This is a genomic window from Streptomyces sp. KMM 9044, assembly GCF_024701375.2.
GTDB lineage: Bacteria > Actinomycetota > Actinomycetes > Streptomycetales > Streptomycetaceae > Streptomyces.
Map to the genome: position 1 here is coordinate 250,148 of NZ_CP113910.1, position 20,128 is coordinate 270,275.

Here is a 20,128-nt window from a genome sequence, read left to right on the forward strand (position 1 = left end):
GGTAACCGCACGGGCGGTGCTTGCACGAAGTGGCCAGCTGGCCGAATTCCCGCTGCTTCGCAATAGGCCTGAAACATTTCGTTTCCGTTGCCGACAGACCGTTCCGCGATACCTTCTGTTCATGATTCAGTCGGCTTGACGAGGAGAGACGGAAACATCGTATGGTCAGGCACTGGGCGGACTTCCAGTACGAGATCTACCTGGACGAAATGACGGGTGCCGTGCCCCGGCTGCCCACGGACCTGACCCGGCTGGAGGAGCTGACCGAGCGGCGGCTCGGGCCCGGTCCGGTCGGTTATGTGGCGGGGAGCGCGGGCGACGGCAGTACCGCGCGCGCCAACCGGGCGGCTCGGGCCCGCCGCCGGATCGTGCCGCAGCATGCTGCGGCACGTGCACGAGCGTGACCTGTCGGTGGAGGTGCTCGGCCGCGCGCTGCCGGCACCGGTGGCGCTGGCGCCGGTCGGAGTGCTGTCGCTGATGCACCCGGACGCCGAGCCGGACGCCGAGCCGGACGCCGCGCAGAGTGTGCCGTTCGTGCTGTCCTGTGCGTCCAGTACGCCGATGGAGCAGGTCGCGGAGGCGATGGGGGACGCGGAGCGCTGGTTCCAGCTGTACTGGCCGAAGGCCCCCGAGGTGGCCCGGCGTTTCCTCGGCCGGGCGAAGACCGCCGGGTTCACGGCTTTGGTGGTCACCCTGGACACCCCCCTGCTGTCCTGGCGTCCGCGCGATTTGGACCAGGCCTTTCTGCCGTTCCTGCACGGGGTGGGCAACGCCAACTACTTCTCGGACCCCGCGTTCCGGGCCGGCCTGGCCAAGCCCGTGCACGAGGACCCGAACGCGGCGGTGATGCATTTCGTCGGCATGTTCTCCGATCCCGCCAAGACCTGACCGGACCTCGCGTTCCTGCAGGAGAACGGGGACAGCCCGATCGTCCTCAAGGGTGTGCTGCACCCGGACGACGCCCGGCTCGCGGCCGACGCCGGGACGGACGGGGTGGTGGTGTCCCACCACGGCGGCCGTCAGGTGGCCGGGTCCGTCGTGGCGGCGGACGCGCTGCCCGGCGTGGTGGCCGCTGTCGGCGACCGGCTGACGGTGCCGTTCGACAGCGGTGTCCGCACCGGTGACGACGTCTTCACGGCCCTCGCCCTCGGCGCGCGGGCGGTGTTCCTGGGACGGCCGTACGTCTGCGGACTCGGCCTCGACGGGCAGGCGGGGGTCGAGCATGTGATCCGCTGTCTGCTCCCGGAGCTGGACCTCACCCTGGCTCTGTCCGGGCATGCCACCCCGGCCACGGTCGGGCCCGGCGACCTCGTGGAGGGCACCGGCTGACCCGGCCGGGACGGTGGGCGCCGGGCTCCCGGGCCCGCTCCCCCGCCCCGGCCGCGCGCTTCACGTCACCGGCCCGGCCGGTTCCATGTGCTGTACCGCCGCGGTACGGGACCGGCCGACCGACAGGACGTCCTCGGCCGAGGACACCGGCTCGGTCAGCCAGCGCTGGTTCTCGGTCCGGTCCCGCACCCCGATGACGATGTCGGCGTTCGCATCGGGGGCGGCCGGCACGAGCGCCAGCCGTTCGTCCCAGCGGGGCAGCAACTCGCCCTGCCCGGTGAGGTCGTAGCGCACGTCGTCGGCCCGGCTCTCGCCGGCGTCGGCACAGGTGGCGAGGACGACGACCCCGGCGTCCTTGTGCGCGTCCAGGCACAGGCCCGGGTCGGCCACGCTGCGCAGCAGCCCGTCTTCCTCATGGGTCCACTGCTGGCTCAGCCTCGAGGAGCACCCCGCGAGCCGGGCGCCGGCGCCGTCCTGGGGCTCGCCCCGGGTGTCGAGGCACAGTCCGGAGGCGATGTTGCGCAGGAGGACCGGTTCCGGTCCTGCGGGCAGTCCGGCCACGCCCGGCGGGGACTCGGTCGGTACGACCCCCCGGCCGCCGACCGCGCTGGTGGCACCGGTCGGGTCGGTGCCACTGCCGTCGGACGGGGAGCCCCCGGCGATGAGTACACTCGCCAGCACGCCGGCCGAGACGGCTCCGAGGCCGGTGAGCAGGGTCCTGGTGGAGCGCACGGCGTCCGGGCGTCCGAGACCGGTGAGGCGCGTGGGGGCGGGGATCCGGGACAGCAGGCCGTGCCGGCCGCCACCGGACCGGCCGCTGCCGGAGCGGTGCCCGCGGCGGGCCGCGCGGCCGCCGCGCGGGGCCGGTGCCGCCCGGCCGGGACGCGAGTCGAGGTAGCGGCGGGCACCCCAGCCGAGAACGGCCTCGGCGATGAGCGTGCCGAGGTCCCCCTCGAAGTGGCTCAGTTGCTCGGCCGCGTTCCGGCAGTAACGGCATTCCACCAGGTGCTGCTGGACATCGGGAAGCAGTGTGCCGCCACGGCGGATGGGAACGTCGAGGAGCCGGTTGTAGAACCGGCAGTCCTTCGTCGGCGCGAGTTCCTGATGGGCGTGGACACAGCCCTGACGGAAGGTGTCACGCGCCTGCTGGAGCGCGCCCGAGGCGATGTCGACATCGATGCCGAGGAGGCCGGCCGGGACGGACACGGGTTCGGCCTCGACCTCGACGTGCCAGAGCACACAGCGGGCGAGGGCGGGCAGGGACCGGAACGAACGATGGGCCAGTGCGCGGTTCTCCGGCGTCATCGTCTTGGCCGCACGCATGCCGCGCCCGCCGGCCGGCTTGAGCAGTTCCGGCAGGGCACCGGCGGTCCGGTCGTCCGAGGCCCATTCCCGGACCGTGTCCCGCACGGCCACCAGCAGCACCGGCCGCAAGGCCACGGCCGGTTCGCCGAGGGCGACCCGGTTCAGGACGCGGTGCTGCGCCGCCGCGGTGACCACGGCGGCGGCCGGCCCCGAGGAGGCGAGGCAGACGGTCGCGTAGTCGTGCATCGCCGGCCAGTGACGTGCGGTCAGCATCGCGACGGAGTCGGCGGCCTCGCCCTCCGGACGGCCTCGCAATCGTGCGGCGAGGGACTCGTCGGACCTCCCCGTATCCCCTCCGGGAGGGGGATACGGGGACCGGGGGGAATGAGGAGTGGGCACTGAGGTGGTTCCTTCCCACGCGCAGGTGACACAGAAGTTCTGACGCCAAAAGGGAGGTCCCACGTGGTCCACACCTCTTTGGCGGCGTTGCGCGGAAGGGGCCAATTCACGACGGTGAAAGCGGACCCGGTTCATCAACGCGCGTGCGGCCTCGTATTTTACCCCCTCACGGGTGGCTCACTCTCGCACAACCGGCACACGACCAACAAGGCGCCGGGGAAGCCTCCGCTCGTTGACAGGAAGTCAGAAGGAAAACCGTGAACGGAGTCACTGGAATCTTCTTTCCACCTGCGTTTTCCTGTGGTTCACCCGGTTCTCGTATTCCGGCGGTGGCGTCAGATCTGCCAGGAGCGGAGCCGGTCGGCAACCCCGTGGACGTCCGTCGTGCCGGACGTCAGATCGCGGGCGAGGTCGACGATGGCCCCGTAGGGCGGGTCGATGCCGACGCCGCTGACGAACATGTATGCCACCGCCGTGGCGCACGCGAAGCGTGCGTTGGCCGAGGGCAGGGGGCGGAGCAGGGCGAGGGTGTGCAGCAGGGCGGCGGCCCGCCAGGCCGCGTCCGAGTCCACACCGAGGCGGGGCGGGTCGACACGGTGCCGGGCGACGGCCGCGACCAGCGCCGAGAAGTCGTTGATGACGGGCTGGTCCGGAAGGACCTCCTCGTGCCGCTGGAGCAGCCAGGGCACGTCGATGTGCAGAACGGACGTCATCGGTCAGGCGGCCCGTCCCGCGCCCTTGGCCTGCGGTTCGTCGTCCGGGAAGGCGGCGGCGAACTCGTCGGCGTGCGAGTCGAAGAACCGGCGGAAGGCCTCCGCGCCCTCCTGGAGTGCCCGGTGGCGGGCGATGCCGGCCGCGGCCGCTTCACGTACAAGCGCCTTCATCGATGTACCGCGCTCCTTGGCGATCTGCCGCAGGTCCTCGAGTTCACGGTCACTGAACTCCACATTCAGAGCAGGCATGCCATTACGGTACCGCTCAGGTACTCGATCGTAAATACCACCAGCTCAGAGCGGTTATGAGGCGGTACCGAAAGGGTGCGCCGGAAGGGCCGCCCCGGAAAACGGGACGACACCTCCGGCGCCGGCGCGGGTACCCCGGTCCGTTACCCCTGATCGGCCACGAAGGAGGCCATGCGGGTCAGGGCCGCGTTCCAGTTGACGGTGTGCTCGTTGGTCGACCAGGACTGGATGTCGTCGATGAAACAGAACTGGCCGACGCAGCCCTGGAGCATCGACTGGGCGTAGGGGTCCTGGATGCTCGAGTTGGGTCCGCCGGAGAGGGTCCCGGCGGGCGGGTTCGGCAGCGCCGGGTCGAGCTGGCGGGCGTACCAGCGGCTGTGCTGGTTCTGCGCGCTGACCTCGCCGTACCCGGTGACGTAGGAGATGTTCAGGGCGTTGCGGCCGAGGATGTAGTCCATGCTCTGCAGCGCGCCGTCCCGGTACTTGGCGGCGCCGGTGAGGTCGTGGGCCGTGGCGAGGACGACCGCGTTGTTGAGCACCTGGTGGCTGGAGCCCCAGTCGTAGACGTTGCCGGCCGGCGCGTACGGCATGCCGTACGGGTGGGCCTTCAGCGTGGCCAGGTAGCGGTCGGCGCCCTTGACGACGGAGCTGCGGACCTTGTCCCGGCCGGGCAGCTTGTTCGGCACCGTCGCGAGGTCGAGGCGACCGGCTGCCGCGGTGCGTGACCAGTCGAAGCCGAGGGGACCGAAGATGTCGGTGGTGTGCACCGGGGAGTTCAGGACGTACTCCTTGAACTGCTTCTCCTCCGTGGTGAGATACAGCTCGGCCGCCGCCCAGTAGAACTCGTCGCTCACCTCGTCGTCCGGGTAGGCGCCGCCGCCGATGCCGTCGTCCGGGCTCGCGTACTCTTCGGGATGGGCCAGCGCGGCCGTCCAGGCGGTGCGCGCCGCGGCCAGGGCCTCGGCCGCGAACTCCCTGTCGTAGGGCCGGTACAGGCGGGCCGCCTGGGCAGCCGTGGCCGCGAGGTTCAGGGTTGCGGCGGTGCTCGGCGGGTGCAGTTCGCGCTTCTGCGGGTCGTCGCCGGGCAGCAGCGGCAGCCCGGTCCACTGCTCATCGTGGATCTTGTGGTGGGCCATGCCGGCCAGCGGCTCGCCGGCGGGCACCTGCATCTTCAGCAGGAACTCCAGTTCCCAGCGGGCCTCGTCGAGGATGTCGGGCACCCCGTTGCCGCTCTCCGGGATGTCCAGGGTGCCGTCGCCGAGCTTGTCCGCCTGGCCGGTGCGGGCGTGCCGGGCGCGTTCGTAGGTGCTGAGCACCTCCCAGGCGCTGATGCCACCGTTGACGACGTACTTGCCGTGGTCGCCGGCGTCGTACCAGCCGCCGGTGACGTCGAGGGAGTAGTCGCAGACGCCCTGCTGGCAGGGCACGGCGCCGTCGCCCTGGTTGGGGGCCGTGTCCAGGTGGCCGGCCGGGCGGGCGTAGCCGGGGCGTAGGGCGTGGCGGATCTCGATGCCGCTGCGCTGGGTGTAGTAGTACTTCACCGAGTCCAGCCGCAGCCTCTCGTAGGCGCCGGCGCCGATGTCGAACGGCCGGCTGGTCTCGCCGTCCGCCGTGAGGGTGTAGCCGGTGCCCCGCGCGCGGTGGGCGCCGAAGTCGACGGAGTGCACGTTCTGCCCGGAGGACCCGTCCACACCGCGCGGCAGGGTGGTGCCCTGCCGGACGACCTTGCCACCGGCGTCCTTCAACTGCCAGGGCAGCCGCTCGGTCGCCCCGGTGACCAGCGTGGCGTTCTTCGGGCCGGCGGGGAGGTAGCCGACCTGGTTGACGCGGACCCGGGGTCCGGTGTCGGGCTCGTACGGCTCGGGCTCCACGCCGCCCAGCAGGGACACGTCGTCCATGCAGAAGCGCCAGGGGTCAGGACTGCCGCCGAGTTGGAGAGCGACCTGGCCCTGCGCGGTGTCCACGGGTGCGGTGAAGGTGTAGGAGTACGTGTCGCCGGAGACGCTGAGCTGCGGGGACACCTCGTAGTAGGTGTCGTACGGGGCCACGGACAGGCCGACGACCGCCCGGACCACGTGGCCCGCGGGCGTGCCGTTCGCGGCGAAGGAGAAGCGGTACGACTCCCCCTTCACGAGGGTGATGTCGTTCTGGCCGACGGCGGCGTCCCACCGGTTGGCGGTGCCGCCGGGGACGTCGGCACACAGGCGGCCGTCGGACAGGTTCGTGGTGACACCGGCGGAGGCCCACCAGGGTTCGGTGGTGGTGTCGAAGGCGCCGTTACGAACCTGCTCGGTCTCGTCCGCCCCGGCCGGGGCGGCGGGCAGCGCGGTGAGCGCGGTTGCCAGCAGGCCGGTCAGGGACAGCAGAGCGGTTCTGCGTCTGTTCACGTCTGGCTCCTCTGGTGGGAGGACACGGCGGCGACTACGGATGGGAGCGCTCCCATCCGTACGGAGCCATCGTTGTGGCAGGTGTGACGCTCCGTCAACGGGCGGGACGGGACTGGTGGCAAACGCCGGTGGGCGACGCGCGAATACCGGCCACGTGCCGGACCGGCACCGGACAGAGCCCGGACAGGACCCGGACGGTGGGCGTCCCCGGGGCCGCTCCTGCCCCCTCCCCTCCCGCCCTTCCCCTCCCGCCCGCGGGACCCCGCCGGGGCGGGGTCCCGATCCACGCCCGCCTCCGACGCACTAGGGTGGAACTCTGGCGATCGACCGGTTCACGGTGAGTGTGCGCGATGGAGTGACGACGATGAGGGCGGACGACTCGTTCGACGATCCGGTGGCGGCTCGTGCCGTCATCGCCGCCGACGGCACCGTCACCCGGTGGAACGAAGGCGCCCGGCAGCTCCTGGGTCACCGGGCCGAGGACGTGGTCGGCCGCCCGGCGGCCCTTCTGCTCGCCGACGGTGCGCAACCGCCCCCGCCACCGGCCGACCCGCGCTGGAGCGGCACGCTCGCGCTGCGGCACCGGGACGGCGGCACCGTCACCGTGTGGATGCTCGCCCACCGCGGCCGGCCCGAGGACGGCGGCACCGGCGACTGGCTGGCCGTCACCCCACTGCCGTCCGGGCGCACCGATCCCACCGGAGATCCGGTGCTCTGGGCTGCGATGGTCCAGTCCCCCTGTGCCACCGTCGTCTTCGACACGAAGCTGCGCCTGCACGGTGCCAACAAGGCGATGGCCGATCTCCTCGGGCTGCCGGCCGCCCACCTGCGCGGTCTGACACCCGGCGACATCGGCGGCCGGCCCCGGCACGCGGAGCTGGAGCGCCACATGGCCCAGGTGCTGCGGACTGGCCGGGGACACGACGTGCAGACGCGCGTGCGGGCGCTCGGCAAGGGCCGCGACGAGGCCTGGCTGGCCCGGATCGCGCCTCTCACCGACGACGCCGGCCGGGTCGTCGGTGTCTGCGTGACGGCCCACGACTTCACCGAGCAGAGCAGGGCGCGGGCCCGGCTGCAACTGGTCAACGAGGCCAGCATGCACATCGGCGCCACCCTCGACGTCACCCGGACGGCACAGGAGCTGACGGAGGTCTGCGTCCCCGCGCTCGCCGACTTCGTCAGCGTCGACCTCCTCGATCACGACCATGGTGCCGACCCCACCGGCCCGCTCGCCCTGCCGGTCTCGCTGCGCCGGGTCGCCCACCGGTCCCGCACGGCGGGCAGCCCCGAGTCGGTCGCCGACGCGGGCGAGGTGGTCGTCTACCCGGCCGCCGCGCCTCATGCCGACTCGCTGATCGCCGGGCACAGCGTCGTCGCCTCGGTGCCCTCCGGTGACCTCGATCCGTGGCTCGCGGTCGACGACGCCCGCGCCCGGCAGGTCCGGGAGTTCGGCATCCACTCGATGCTGTCCGTCCCGCTCCAGGCCCGCGGTGTCACCCTCGGTGTCGCGGCGTTCACCCGGTTCCAGCACCCCGAGCACTTCACCCACGACGATGTGCTGCTGGCCGAGGAGATCACCGCACGTGCGGCCGTCTGCATCGACAACGCCCGCCGCTACTCCCGCGAACGCGAGACCACCCTCACGCTCCAGCGCAGCCTGCTCCCCCGCGGCCTGCCCCGGACGGCCGCGGTGGACGCAGCCTCCCGGTATCTGCCGACCGCGCGCACCGGTGTGGGCGGCGACTGGTTCGACGTGATCCCGCTGTCCGGGATGCGGGTGGCCATGGTGGTGGGGGACGTTGCCGGCCACGGCATCCAGGCCTCGGCGACGATGGGCCGGCTGCGTACGGCCGTGCGCACCCTCGCCGACATCGATCTGGCGCCGGAGGAACTGCTCACCCACCTCGACGACCTGGTCCTGCACCTCGCGCACGAGTCGGGCGGCGTCGCCGGCCCGGGCGAGGTCGGCGCGACCTGCCTGTACGCGGTGTACGACCCGGTGTCACGGCGCTGCACCCTGTCGAGGGCGGGGCATCCGCCGCCGGCCCTGGTCCCGCCAAAGGGGCCGGTGCGCATGCTGGACATGCCGTCCGGGCCACCGCTGGGCCTGGGTGGGCTGCCCTTCGAGTCCGTTGAGGTGGAACTGCCCGAGGGCAGTGTGCTGGCGTTCTACACGGACGGACTGGTCGGCGGCCAGGGGGACGACAACGACGCGGACGCAGGCTCGCGCATGTTGTGCGACGCGCTGTCCCACGCGGCCCCCGGGTCGCTCGACGAGGCCTGCGACCGTGTCCTGCACGCCATGCTCCAGCCGGGTCCCGCCACGGACGACGTGGCGCTGCTGCTGACCCGTACCCGCGGGCTGCCGTCCTCCCAGGTCGCCACCTGGGACATCCCGGCCGACCCGTCGCTCGTTGCGCCGGTGCGCAAGCAGGTTCTCGACCAGCTGGGCGTGTGGGCGCTGACCGAGGCGTCGTTCACCGTCGAACTGGTGGTGAGCGAGCTGGTCACCAACGCGATCCGCTACGGGGCGCCGCCGATCCGGCTCCGGCTGATCAGCGACGCGTCGGCGCTGATCTGCGAAGTGTCCGACACCAGCCACACCGCCCCGCATCTGCGGCGTGCCAAGAGCTGGGACGAGGGCGGCCGGGGGCTGCTCCTGGTCGCCCAGCTCACCCAGCGGTGGGGCAGCAGACACACCCCCGAGGGCAAGACCATCTGGGCCGAGCTGGGTCCGACGGAGGAGCTGTGAACGCCTGACCGGCCCGCTCCTCCCCCGGACCCCGGACCCTAGCTCGCGTCCTCGTCCTCGACGAGGTCCCAGGTGACGACCTTCATCTGGAGATCGGGATCCGGGGCGTCGATCGCCCAGCGCTGGGCGTCCGTGTCGTCACGGGCCTTGAGGACGAGGGCACCCGAGCCGTCGGTCGCCGCGGGTGCGAGGCCCAGGTCCTGGCCGGAGCGGGGCACCAGGGTGCCCTGGACGGTGAAGTCGTAGCGTGCGCTGTCGGCGTCCTTCGGGGCCTCGCCCGTGCACCGGGCCAAACGCACCGAGTAGCCGAGGCGGGAGTCCAGGCACAGGTCCGGTTCCGCGGCGTTGCGCAGCCGCCCGTCGGTCTCGTACGTCCACTGCTGGACGCTGCCCGCCGAGCAGGCGGTGAGTTCGGTCTCGGCGCCCGCGACGGCCCGGCCGCCGACGACACCCACGCACAGGCCGGAGGCGGTGTTGTGCAGCCGGCCGCGCAGGGCGCCCTTGGCGGCTTCTCCGGAGTGGAACCGCGACGGGTCGTCGGGCGGGTTGCCCACGGCGGCACCGGGGGATTCGGAGAGGCGGTCCTCGCCCCGTGCGGCGGCGTCGTCGGTACCGCCCGTGGTCCACAGCACCAGCGGGAGGACGACCAGCCCGCTGACCGTGAGGATGCCCGCGGCGAGGTTGCGCCGGCGCGCGGCCCGGCGGGCGGCCTTCCGGGTGACACGGGAGCCGGCGCGGAGCACGGCACCGCGAGGACCGGTACGGGAGGCCGCGCGCCGCCGGGAACGGGTACCGGGCCGGGAGGCCGTCCGCGCCGCGGTGGTCGGGGGGGCGCCGGCCGGAACCGGGGCCGTCGGGGCAGTGCCCTGTACCGGGGGCACCATGAGGGCCGCGGAGATGGTGGGCGTGGTGCGGGGGGCCTCGGTGGGGAGGGGTGGGATCGGCCTCCCCGTCTCCGTGAACGACTCGCCCTCCACCGCCGGAGGTTCGCCCGCAGACACGGCGAACCGACCACCCGCGTTGTCCGGACGTCCGTCGGCGGGGCCGGGGAACGCCGCGCCGATGACGCCCTCGGGCGACGGCCGCTCCTCGGCGGCCGACTCGTCGGTGACGTCGGCCGTCTGTGCCTGTGCCCTGCTCTGTGCGTACTCCCGCGCGCTCCAGCCCAGGACCCCCTCGGCCAGGGCCGTACCGAGTCCGCTGGTGAAGCAGGCGAGTTGGTCCGCCGCGTGCCGACAGTGGATGCAGTTCTCCAGGTGGGTGCGCAGGTCCGGGTCGAGTTCGGTGCCCGCGCGCCGGTAGCTCACCTCCAGCAGGCGCAGATACCGCCGGCACTCCTGATCGGAGGCGAGCTCGCCGTGAAGCTGGAGGACTTCGTCTCGCAACCGCTCCTGGCCCCGGCGCAGTTCGATGCGGGCACCCTCCTCGTCGAGGGCGAGCAGCCCGGCGGGTACGTGGAGCGGTTCGGATTCGACCTCGGTGTGCCACAGCAGACAGCGCGCGGACTGCGGCAGTCGTTGGAACGCCCCTGACAGTAGGCGCCGTTCGGGCGGTGGCAGAAGCCGTGCGGCCGGCCGCCGGCCTTCGTCGGCGGAGGCGGTGAGACCGGGGTGGAGCATGTCGCGCCGGTGGTCCGTGTCCCACTCTGCGGCGATCCGGCGCACAGTGACGAGGAGTTGGGGCCGCCATGCGGAACTCGGGCCGTTGTGCCGCAGGGTCTCGCCGAAGAGCCGGGTGAACGCGGCGGTGGTGAGCATGCCGGCGGAGCGCGGGCCATCGGTGCACAGCCGGGCATAACCGAAGACCGATTCCCAGTGTCGGTCGAGGAGTTCACCGACGGGGTGCAGTGCCGGGGCGACCCCGGTCCACTTCCGCAACTCGTCGCCCAGTTGTTCGTCCGTCACGTCGAACGTGTGGGCCGGGGCCTGGGAATCCGACAGGCCGGTGTCCTTCACGGATGCAATCCTCTCGGGGACGCGCGAAATAAAGTCTGTACCAGCGGACGCGGGGCCTCGCCGAGGATACGACGGGACCCCGCCCGTACTGGATTCGAGATCTCGAACACCCGCACGGAAAAGCTCTTTCGAAGCCTGGGTGGCACGCTGGAGCGGCGTCACGCTCCCCAGGACAAAAGGTATTGTCCGCGCGACGGCAGGACCCACTTTTGCACAGGCCAACGACCAGGAACAAGGGATTCCGAGGTTTCCCGCATTCCCCGTACGCCCGCAGTTGTTTGACAGCCCGTCAACGACTTTCGAGCCGCTTAATTCACGCGCCCAATCATCCGATTCGACGGCCGGTGTCCGAAAAGGCAACGCGCACGCACACCGCGCAACCCTCTCCGTTCCCGTATGCGCGTGCGCGGGTCCCGGCACCCGGGGTCTGCGGGTGTACGCAAAATCACTCGGCGCCTGTCGCACTCATCGCGGACGTACGAGGTCCAGAGCCCGCTCCCAGTGGAACCCGGGCCGTCCGGCGTCGTCTCCCCGGTGCACGGCTCGCCGAAGCGGACGCCCATGGCGGTGAGCCGTTCCAGGCTGTCCCGGTAGGCGGGGTGGGCGACCAGCGCGTCGCCGACGCACGGCAGGACGGCGATCGGCACACCGAGCCCCGCCGCCTCGCACAGGGTGCCCAGCGCGAGCGTGTCGGCGATTCCGGCCGCCCATTTGTTGACGGTGTTGAAGGTGGCGGGCGCGACCACCACCACGTCGGGCCCCGGGAAGGGGCGCGGTTCCCCGGGAGTACGCCAGGCGGACCTGATCGGCCTGCCGGTCTGCGCGCGGACCGCGACGGTGTCGAAGAACCCGTTCATGGCGGTGGGTGTCGCGATGAGGCCGGCCTCCCAGCCCCGCTCCTGCGCGGCGGTGATCAGCTTGCTGACGTCAGCGGCGACACCGGCGGCGCAGACGACGACGTGGAGAAAGGGCTTCCGGGTTTGTTCGGCCACCCGGAAAGCCTATGGCCCGGCCGGCGGCCGCGGTGCGAATGCCCGGTGCACGGAGAGGCTGTCCTCGTAGACGTGGTGGCGGACGACCAGGCCGTCCCGGACGCTGAGCAGCAGGGCGAAGCGCGCGTGGTAGGGCCGTCCGGTGGGCCGGGCGGTCTGCCGGATCTCGCCGAACACCACCGCGTCGTCGCCGTCGACCAGGATGCGTCCGATCTCGGTGGCGACCGCGTCGGGCACGTGGTGGGCGGCCAGTTCCCGGTAGTGGGCGGCGGCGTCGGCGCGGGTGGCCCGGTGGCGGATCCACGGGGTCGCGGTGCTGCCGTGCTCGTCCTCCGGCCAGTCCAGCCGCCAGTCGCAGGGGTCGGCATACAGTTCGGCGACGTGGTCCGGGGCGCCGCGGCCGATCCGGCGCAGCAGTTCCTCCACGGTGGCGCGGGTGCCGGCGGACGGGGCGGCCGGGGTCGGCGTGGTCTCGGTCATGGCAGGGGTCTCCTGTGGCCAGGGGTGGCCGGAGCCAGGAGCTCCGGTCCGGGGAACGGTCATGACTCTGCCGTGGACACGCCGATGACGCCATGACGTCGGAGGTCATGTGCGGTCCGGCCGACACTGATACGGAAAGAGTTGGTCTGCTTGGTCCGACGGCCGTCCCGAAGACCGGTCCGGCCACGGGCCGCGACGACGGGACGGATGGCATGCCCCTTCAGGGCGAGTACGAGCCCAGCCCTACGCAGTGGGGGCACGACCAGGTGGAGCTGTACGAGAGCTCCGGCGGCACCGAGGGGACAACCCTGCAGGGCAGGCCGGTGGTACTGCTGACCACACGGGGGCCAAGAGCGGCAAACTGCGGAAGACCCCGGTGACGCGCGTCGAGCACGAGGGACGCTACGCGGTGGTGGCCTCGCTGGGCGGAGCACCCCGGCACCCTGTCTGGTACCACCATCTCAAGGCCGATCCACAGGTGGAACTGCGCGACGAGCAGGTCCTGAGGGACACGACAGCCCGTGAGGTGACCGGGGAGGAGAAGGCGCAGTGGTGGGAGCGGGCCGTCTCCGTCTTTCTCCCGTACGCCGATTACCAGGAGAAGACGGACCCGGTGATCCCGGTCTTCGTGCTGGGGGCGCGCGACTAGGGTCTTTCGTCCGGGAAGGCCGCAGGGAGCGGCCCGGACGGCATTCTCCCGGTTCGCTGTGCATGAGGCACCGGACGGCGGGCACCCGCGGTTCAGGCCCCGCCGCGTTCCCCCGTCGCGGCGGGGCCCGCCCCTGCCGCCCTTCTCGTGGGGGTGCCCCGATCGGGCCCGGTCGGGCCGTGCCGGGGGCGGAAAACGGGGAACGTGGGTCGCAGGGACTTTCCGAACGCCGACACCGACTGGGAGATCCACGTGGCGAAGATGAAGAGCAAGAAGAAGCTGCCCCTGGCCTACAAGCCCATCGGGTTCGCGTTGGGCTGGACGAGTGGCGCCGTGGCGGGGATGGCGTTCCAGAAGACGTGGAAGCTGATCCGGCACGAGGACGACGCGCCCGACGCACTGGACCGGGACCGGCGCTGGGGCGAGATCCTGCTGGCCGCCGCGATCCAGGGCGCCATCTTCTCGGTGGTGCGCAGTGCGGTGAACCGGGCGGGCGCCAAGGCCGTCGAACGCTCGACGGGCTCCTGGCCCGCCGGCGACAAGGGCAACGCCTGACCACCCCCGGCCCGTCCCGCCGTACGAGGCCCCCGGCCCCCAGGGGGCCGGGGGCCTCGTACGGCGTGGATCAGCCCAGTTTCGGCGCCACCGGCACCTCGCAGCGCAGGATGAAGGAGTGCCCGGACGGATCGGAGTAGCCGCGTTCCTCCAGGGGGCCCGTGGCGTCCTTCGTCTCCACCGGGCGGCCTCCAAGGCCCACGATCCGGCGTTCCGCGGCGTCCAGGTCGTCGACCTCGAACTCCAGGTGTGCCTGGAGCGAGTTCTCGGGGCGCGGCCAGCTCGGCGCGGTGGCGGTGGCGTCCCGGCGCAGTGCCAGCCGAAAGCCGTCGGCGGCCCGGATCTCGACCCGGTTGGCGTTGGCCTGCACCACCTCCGCCGCCAGGAACTCGCGGTAGAACTCGGCGAGTTTCTCGGGCTCGGCGCAGTCGAGCACCACCACTGCCGCAGGCACGGTCGACATGTCTCCTCCACAGGGTCCGGGGTCGTCCACGGGTCGGGGCGGCTCCCCGGCCTGTACTGGGCGCCTTTCCCCGTTCCGGGGATTCAATCAGTGGCAAGTCCACTGACTCCTGGGTCACTTGATGCGACATGTACCTCAAGTTCCTTGTGCGGTAACGAATATCACGACGGTCATTGGGTGTAGATCATCTAGGATCTGGGCAACCTCGTTCCGCTTACCGGTTCAAATTTTCTGCTGTGTAGCAGAGTTCGAGTGTGCGGGCCGTCTCCGCGACGGCTCGCCCGCAGGACGGGGGATTCCGCGTTCCGTCTCCCGAAAGGAAGCACATGTCTCAGGACGTCCGGTTCGACCTCCCTTTCAACACCCCGGTCAGCGAGCACCTGGAGTACGCGCGGGCGCGTCATCTGCGCTGGGTGTGGGACATGGGGCTGGTGCGCAGCCGGGCCGGTTTCGACGAGTACCGCTCCTGGGACCTGCCACAGGCCGCGGCTCGCACCTACCCGTACGCCTCGGCCGAGGACATGGTCGTCCTGATGAACTGGTTCTCACTGGCTTTCCTGTTCGACGACCAGTTCGACACCGGACGGCCGGACCGGGCGGACGTGATAGCCGACGTGGCGCGGGAGCTCGTCGTCGTCCCCCTGCGGCCGGCGGGGAGTACGCCCCGGGTGGTCTGCCCGGTCACGGTGGCCTGGGCACAGGTTTGGGAGCGCCTCTCGCATGGCATGTCCCTGACCTGGCAGAACCGGTTCGCCGCGTCCTGGGGCCGGTTTCTGGTGGCCCACTGTGAGGAGGTCGACCTGGCGGCCCGCGGACTGACCGGGACGCTCGGCCTCGACGAGTACGCCCTGTTCCGGCGTCGCACCGTCGGCATTCACCACAGCATCGACGCCGGTGAGCGCAGCCGCGGATTCGAGGTGCCGGCCCGGGTGATGGCCCACCCCCTGATGGAGCGGATGCGTGATCTGGCCGCGGACACCATCGGGTTCATGAACGACATCCACTCCTTCGAGCGGGAACGGCGCCGGGGGGACGGCCACAACCTGATCGCGGTACTGCACCGGGAGCGCGGCTGCTCGTGGGAGGAGGCCGCGGCCGAGGCGTACCGCATGACGACCGCCTGTCTGGAGGAGTACCTGGAGTTGGAGGCACGGGTGCCCCGTATGTGCGACGAGCTCGGGCTCGACGCGGACGAGCGCGAGCGGGCGGACAAGGGTGTGCAGGTCATCCAGCACTGGATCGGGGGCAACTACGAGTGGGCTCTGACCAGCGGCCGGTACGCGGCGTCGAAGGAGGGTGCGGTGGCCACGGCCGAGCAGGCTGGCCGCGGCTCGGTCGACGATCTGCTGACCGTGTGAGACGGCCGTGCTGCCCGGCCCCGGGGCGGGGCCGGGCGGCACGCCGGTCGCGGCGGCAGGTGTCAGGCGGCGCTGAACTCGACCGGCAGGCGGTCCAGCCGGGTCTCCCAGGTGGAGGCCGTGGAGGCCAGCTCGTCCGGCGGCACCGCGAGGCGCAGGTCCCGCAGCCGGTGCAGCAGCACGTCCACGGCGATCTCGATGATGGCCCGGCCGATGTTCTGGCCGGGGCATTCGTGCGGTCCCCCGCTGAACGCCAGGTGCGACTGGTTGCCCTGGACGGACACCCCGGTGTCCGGGCGGATCTCGGGGTCCCGGTTGCCCGCCGCGAGACCCAGGAGCAGCAGATCGCCCTCCCGCATCCGGTGTCCGCCGATCTCCAGGTCGCTGGTGGCGAAACGGCCCGGCAGCACCGCGAGCGGCGGGCTGTTCCACATGACCTCCTCGACCACCGCCGAGATGTTCAGCCGACCGCTGATCAGCCCGGACAGCCGGGCGGTTTCGGTGAGGACCAGTTGGAGCACCCGGGCGAGCAGGTTGCTGGTGGTGGTGTGCCCGGCGATCAGCACCAGGCGCAGATGGCTGACCACCTCGTCCTCGTCGAGCCCGGCGTGGTGGGCCATCAGGGCGGTGGTGAGGTCGCTGCCGGGTTCGGACCGCTTGCGGACGACGAGCGCGCCGAGCATCTCCTGGATGCGTATGTCGTGCGTGACGGCGTCCTCGCCCCCCTTGAGGACCTGGGCGCAGGACTCGACCAGGTCACGCCCCTCGGCCTCGGGCAGCCCCAGGACTCGGGTGATGACCAGCATCGGCAGATAGTCGGCGTAGTCGCTCACCAGGTCGGCACGTCCGGTGTCGGCGAAGGCGTCGATCTCCTTGTTGGCGAAGTGCGTGGCGTGCCGGCGGATACCGCGGCCGGTGGCGGCCTGGAGCCCGTCGGTGACGGCCCCGCGCAGCCTGCGGTGCGGTTCGCCGTCCTGGGAGACGCAGTCGGGGCGCCAGCCGAGCATCGGGACAAGCGGTGAGGTGTCCGCGACACGCCCATCACGCTGGTCGCGCCAGATCCGGGCGTCCCGGGTGAACTGGCGGGGGTTGTCGAGGACCCGCCGGTTGTCCCGGTAGCCGAGCACCAGCCAGGCCGGCACGTCGCCTTCCAGGAGCACCGGCGCGACCGGTCCGTGTTCCTTGCGCAGCCGCTCGTGGAGGCCGACCGGATCGGCGGCCAGATCCGGCCCGTACAGCCGGGCGAGGTCCGCGCCGTGGTGGGCGACGGGGCAGCCTCGGGTGGCGCCGGGGCCGTTCCTCCCGGCCGGGTCGCTCACCGGGACTCCGCGGCCACGGCCGAGCGGTCCCGCAGATGGTGGATGAGGGTGACGAGCACGTCGCGACTGGCGGACCGGTCGCGTGCGTCGAAGGCCACGACCGGGATGTGCCCGGGGATGTCCAGGGCGTCCCGGATCTCGTCCACCGGATAGTCCTTGGAGTCGGGGAAGACGTTGAGAGCGATGACGAAGGGCACGCTCTGCCGTTCCATCTCCTCGATCGCCCGGAAACTGGAGGCAAGCCGCCGGGTGTCGACCAGCACGACCGCGCCGAGCGCCCCCTTGAACAGCCCGTTCCACAGGAACCAGAAGCGTTCCTGGCCGGGCGTGCCGAACAGGTACAGCACCAGGCTGTCGTTGATGCCGATCTTGCCGAAGTCCAGGCTGACGGTGGTCTCCGTCTTGTCGGCGACGCCCACGAGCCGGTCGACGCCGGCGCTGGCCTGGGTGAGGGTCTCCTCGGTGGTGAGCGGCTTGATGTCGCTGACCGACCGGACCATCGTGGTCTTCCCGGTGCCGAAGCCGCCGGCGATCATCACCTTCACCGAGCGGGTGTCCCCGGCCGTTCGGGGGCCGGCTTGGTCAAAGCCTTTCAAGTCCACTGAGTACCTCCTCAAGGAGCGTGAGGTCGGGCCCGCGGCCGGCGTCGTGGGCCGGAACGGGGTCACGGACTTCGACGCGGCCTCCGTCCAGCAGGTCCGACAGCAGTACGGCGAGAATGTTGAACGGCAGCCCGAGGTGGGCGCCGAGTTCGGCCACGGAGAGCGGTTCACGGCAGCGCCGGACGATCTCCTCGTGCTCGTGCTGCATCCCCGGTACGGGGACCGAGCGGGAGACGACAAGAGTCGCCACGTCGAGACTCGACGCCGAACCGCCCGGTCCGCTGCGCCCTCCGGTGAGGACGTAGTAGCGCTCAAGACCGGACGGGTCCGACGGCCGTCGGGGAGCACTCATCCAGAGTGCTCCTCCAGGCGCACGGTGGTGCCGAGCAGCTCGCCCATCCTGCGGGCGAGGTCCCTCATCTGGTGCCCGAGCAGGCCCTGGTCCAGGCCCTCGCGGGCGAGGACGCCGAGGTAGGTCTCCACGCCCGCGCGGACCACGAACAGATGGCCGCCGTCCACCTCGATCATCGCCAACCGCAGTTGCCCCGCGTAGACGGGGAACTGTTCGGCGACCGGCTGGGCCAGTGCCTGCAGGCCGGCGACCACGGCCGCGAAGCGGTCCACGTCGTCGGGGTCCTCCGCCCCGAAGGAGGTGATGGCCTTGCCGTCGCTGGAGGCCACAAGGGCGAAACGGATCTCCTGGATACTCTCGACGAGATCGCGGAGTGCCCAGCTCACGTCGTTTCCCTGATGCGTCATGGGGTGTGGTCGCTCTCCTCGGTGCGGTGCTTCGTGGGCTCACGTCCTGCGGGGGTGTCATCGGCGGCCGCCCCGGGCGCCGTGTCGCGCCCCGCGATGTCTCGGCCGGCGGTGGCGAAGGCGGCGAGTCCGGTGAAGGACGCGTCCGGTGGTGCGGCGGTGACGGTGCTCCGGTCGCCGTGCCCGGTCCGCCCGGCCTGCCGCGGCTCGGCCTCGGTCCGCCTGTCACTGCGGCGGCGGGGCAGTCCGCCGGGTGTGGTGTCCACCGCCCCGGCGGACTCGGGGAACGTGCCGGAGCCGGGTGCCTCGGCGGAGCAGGCCGGCCGGAGACCGGCCTCCCCGTCGTCGGCGACCGCGGTCCACGGCAGGACGGGCGCCCCGGCACGAGCGTCCACGGCAGGGGCGGATGCGGCCGGGGCCTCGGTGGCCGTGGACAGCGGGCTGAAGTACTTGTGCGGTACGACGACCACCACCGAGGTGCCGAGCCAGGGCGAATCGGCGAAGGTGACGCGGATGCCGTAGCGTCGGACGAGGACACCGACGACCCGCAGGCCGATGTTCGCGTCCTCGGTGATGCCGCCGATGCCCGCACCGGGCGCGGTGCCCGCGAGTGCGTGCTCGGCCTCGCGCTTCTTCTCCCCGCTCAGGCCCTTGCCGGAGTCCTGGATCTCGATGCCGACGCCGTTCGGGACCTCCTTGCCGGAGACGACCACGGGCTCGGTGGGCGGTGAGTAGCGGGCCGCGTTGTCCAGCAGGTGGGCGAAGATCAGCGTGAGGTGGTCCACCAGGCCGCCGTCGACGCCGAGTTCGGGCAGCCGGCGCAGCTGGACGCGGTGGAAGTCCTTGATCCGGCCGATACCGCCGCGCATCACGCTCAGCAGCCGCTGCGGCTCCTGCCACTGCCTGCCCGGCCGGTCCGAACCTCCGAGGACGCCGACACTGGCGGCGAGACAGTCGGCGGGGCCGATCTCCTGGTCGAGTTCCATCAGGGCCCGGGCGACGGCCGGGATGCGGCCGTGCTCCCCCTGCAGCTCGTGCAGCCGGCCACGGAGTTTACTGGTCAGCACGTGGATGCGGTTGCCGATGCTGATGACGGCCTGTTCGGCGGAGGTGGAGCGGTCGAACTCCTCCTCGAGCGCCATCAGGGAGATCCGCAGGATCTTGCGCAGTTCTGTCTGGAATTCGGCACCGGCCGCGACGCACGGGGGGACGCTCGGCAGCAGGTCGTCGATGGTGTCGCCGGCGCGCAGCCGCTCGATCGCCCCGGGCAGCTGCGTGCCGGCGAGATGTGCCACCGCGGCGAGCTGGTGCGTCAGCCGCTCCTCCACGCGCCCGGCCTGCTCGGCGAGCCGGGCCTCGTGTTCCCCCGCCTGCTCGGCCAGCCGGGCGTCGTGGCGCTCGGTCAGTTCGGTCAGCCGCGCCTCGAAACCCTTTCCCTGTTCATGGAGTCGACTCTCATGGGCCATGCTCCGTTCAGCGAGAAGCCGTTCGTGCGCGGCGTTCTGCTCGGCGAACCGCTCCTCCTGGGCGGTGCGCTCCGCGACGAAGTCCCGCTCGCGGTTCGCCGCCTGCTTTTGCCATTGCAGTGACTTCTGCGACTGCTCGACTCCGGCGGCGCGGAGTGCGTCCTCGGTCCGGGACAGCCGGGTACGGGTGCGGAGCAGCAGCCGTACGCACAACGCGCCGGTCGCGGTGGCGGCGGCGCCGGCGACTGCGGCCGTTATCCGCTCCGAGCTCACGAACGTGGCGGCGATCGTCCCGCTGCCCAGGCCCAGCGGCATCAGCCACCAGCTGTACCAGGCGACAGGGGGCCGCGCCGCCGGTGGCGGAGGGGCGAGTTCCATCTGCATCCTTCGAAGCAA

The 20,128-nt window shown here is 71.8% G+C and carries 15 protein-coding genes and 3 pseudogenes; 5 read left to right on the forward strand and 13 right to left on the reverse strand.

Translation table 11 applies throughout. The features are described from left to right. The first annotated feature begins 161 nt into the window (after window positions 1-161). A pseudogene (locus HUV60_RS01200) lies at window positions 162-1,329 on the forward strand (alpha-hydroxy-acid oxidizing protein). 60 nt (window positions 1,330-1,389) lie between these two features. On the opposite strand, the gene HUV60_RS01205 reads toward HUV60_RS01200, so the two are convergent. The 4 genes from HUV60_RS01205 to HUV60_RS01220 all read right to left on the reverse strand — a co-directional run bounded on the left by HUV60_RS01205 (window position 1,390) and on the right by HUV60_RS01220 (window position 6,382). Further along, window positions 1,390-3,033 carry an RICIN domain-containing protein gene (locus tag HUV60_RS01205; protein WP_257852846.1) on the reverse strand — a complete coding sequence of 548 codons (1,644 nt, stop codon included), beginning with the start codon at window positions 3,031-3,033 and terminating at the stop codon, window positions 1,390-1,392. A 335-nt stretch (window positions 3,034-3,368) separates the two neighbouring features. Continuing rightward, window positions 3,369-3,746, reverse strand: a complete 378-nt coding sequence (locus HUV60_RS01210; protein WP_257852844.1) for a toxin Doc — start codon at window positions 3,744-3,746, stop codon at window positions 3,369-3,371. 3 nt (window positions 3,747-3,749) lie between these two features. Continuing rightward, complete coding sequence (locus tag HUV60_RS01215) at window positions 3,750-3,995, reverse strand: hypothetical protein (protein ID WP_257852843.1); 246 nt, start codon at window positions 3,993-3,995, stop codon at window positions 3,750-3,752. 143 nt (window positions 3,996-4,138) lie between these two features. Further along, window positions 4,139-6,382, reverse strand: a complete 2,244-nt coding sequence (locus HUV60_RS01220) for a glycoside hydrolase family 9 protein (protein WP_257852841.1) — start codon at window positions 6,380-6,382, stop codon at window positions 4,139-4,141. A 364-nt stretch (window positions 6,383-6,746) separates the two neighbouring features. Between HUV60_RS01220 and HUV60_RS01225 the strand changes: the two genes are divergently transcribed. After that, complete coding sequence (locus HUV60_RS01225) at window positions 6,747-9,134, forward strand: SpoIIE family protein phosphatase (protein WP_257852839.1); 2,388 nt, start codon at window positions 6,747-6,749, stop codon at window positions 9,132-9,134. Window positions 9,135-9,172: 38 nt separating this feature from the next. Here HUV60_RS01225 and HUV60_RS01230 read toward each other — a convergent pair whose 3' ends face one another. From HUV60_RS01230 to HUV60_RS01240, 3 genes and pseudogenes are all read right to left on the reverse strand, one after another. After that, window positions 9,173-11,089: a ricin-type beta-trefoil lectin domain protein gene (locus HUV60_RS01230; RefSeq protein ID WP_257852838.1), complete on the reverse strand. Its 1,917-nt coding sequence runs from the start codon at window positions 11,087-11,089 to the stop codon at window positions 9,173-9,175. 465 nt (window positions 11,090-11,554) lie between these two features. Next, window positions 11,555-12,081 (reverse strand): annotated as a pseudogene (locus tag HUV60_RS01235) (flavoprotein). Window positions 12,082-12,090: 9 nt separating this feature from the next. Further along, window positions 12,091-12,561, reverse strand: a complete 471-nt coding sequence (locus HUV60_RS01240; RefSeq protein ID WP_257852837.1) for a nuclear transport factor 2 family protein — start codon at window positions 12,559-12,561, stop codon at window positions 12,091-12,093. 212 nt (window positions 12,562-12,773) lie between these two features. On the opposite strand from HUV60_RS01240, the pseudogene HUV60_RS01245 reads away from it, so the two are divergent. Beyond that, window positions 12,774-13,210, forward strand: a pseudogene (locus HUV60_RS01245) (nitroreductase family deazaflavin-dependent oxidoreductase). A gap of 261 nt (window positions 13,211-13,471) precedes the next feature. Next, window positions 13,472-13,765 carry a DUF4235 domain-containing protein gene (locus HUV60_RS01250; protein ID WP_257853188.1) on the forward strand — a complete coding sequence of 98 codons (294 nt, stop codon included), beginning with the start codon at window positions 13,472-13,474 and terminating at the stop codon, window positions 13,763-13,765. 70 nt (window positions 13,766-13,835) lie between these two features. Here HUV60_RS01250 and HUV60_RS01255 read toward each other — a convergent pair whose 3' ends face one another. Then, on the reverse strand, window positions 13,836-14,228 hold the full coding sequence (locus HUV60_RS01255) for a VOC family protein (protein WP_257852836.1): 393 nt from the start codon (window positions 14,226-14,228) through the stop codon (window positions 13,836-13,838). Window positions 14,229-14,554: 326 nt separating this feature from the next. On the opposite strand from HUV60_RS01255, the gene HUV60_RS01260 reads away from it, so the two are divergent. Beyond that, complete coding sequence (locus HUV60_RS01260) at window positions 14,555-15,586, forward strand: 7-epi-alpha-eudesmol synthase (RefSeq protein WP_257852835.1); 1,032 nt, start codon at window positions 14,555-14,557, stop codon at window positions 15,584-15,586. 62 nt (window positions 15,587-15,648) lie between these two features. Here HUV60_RS01260 and HUV60_RS01265 read toward each other — a convergent pair whose 3' ends face one another. The 5 genes from HUV60_RS01265 to HUV60_RS01285 are packed head-to-tail and all read right to left on the reverse strand — an operon-like array spanning window position 15,649 to window position 20,110. Continuing rightward, a complete protein-coding gene (locus HUV60_RS01265; protein ID WP_257852834.1) occupies window positions 15,649-16,905 on the reverse strand; it encodes a cytochrome P450 in 1,257 nt (418 codons plus the stop codon). Next, on the reverse strand, window positions 16,902-17,507 hold the full coding sequence (locus HUV60_RS01270; protein ID WP_257852833.1) for a GTP-binding protein: 606 nt from the start codon (window positions 17,505-17,507) through the stop codon (window positions 16,902-16,904). Before HUV60_RS01270 ends, HUV60_RS01265 begins: the two co-directional genes overlap by 4 nt. Continuing rightward, window positions 17,488-17,859 (reverse strand): DUF742 domain-containing protein, encoded by a 372-nt coding sequence (locus HUV60_RS01275; protein WP_257852832.1) that lies wholly within the window; start codon window positions 17,857-17,859, stop codon window positions 17,488-17,490. The genes HUV60_RS01270 and HUV60_RS01275 overlap by 20 nt, the downstream gene beginning before the upstream one ends. Beyond that, window positions 17,856-18,266 carry a roadblock/LC7 domain-containing protein gene (locus HUV60_RS01280; RefSeq protein ID WP_257852831.1) on the reverse strand — a complete coding sequence of 137 codons (411 nt, stop codon included), beginning with the start codon at window positions 18,264-18,266 and terminating at the stop codon, window positions 17,856-17,858. The genes HUV60_RS01275 and HUV60_RS01280 overlap by 4 nt, the downstream gene beginning before the upstream one ends. Beyond that, window positions 18,263-20,110, reverse strand: coding sequence for an ATP-binding protein (locus HUV60_RS01285; RefSeq protein WP_257852829.1), 1,848 nt, complete (start codon window positions 20,108-20,110; stop codon window positions 18,263-18,265). The genes HUV60_RS01280 and HUV60_RS01285 overlap by 4 nt, the downstream gene beginning before the upstream one ends. Window positions 20,111-20,128: the final 18 nt, after the last annotated feature.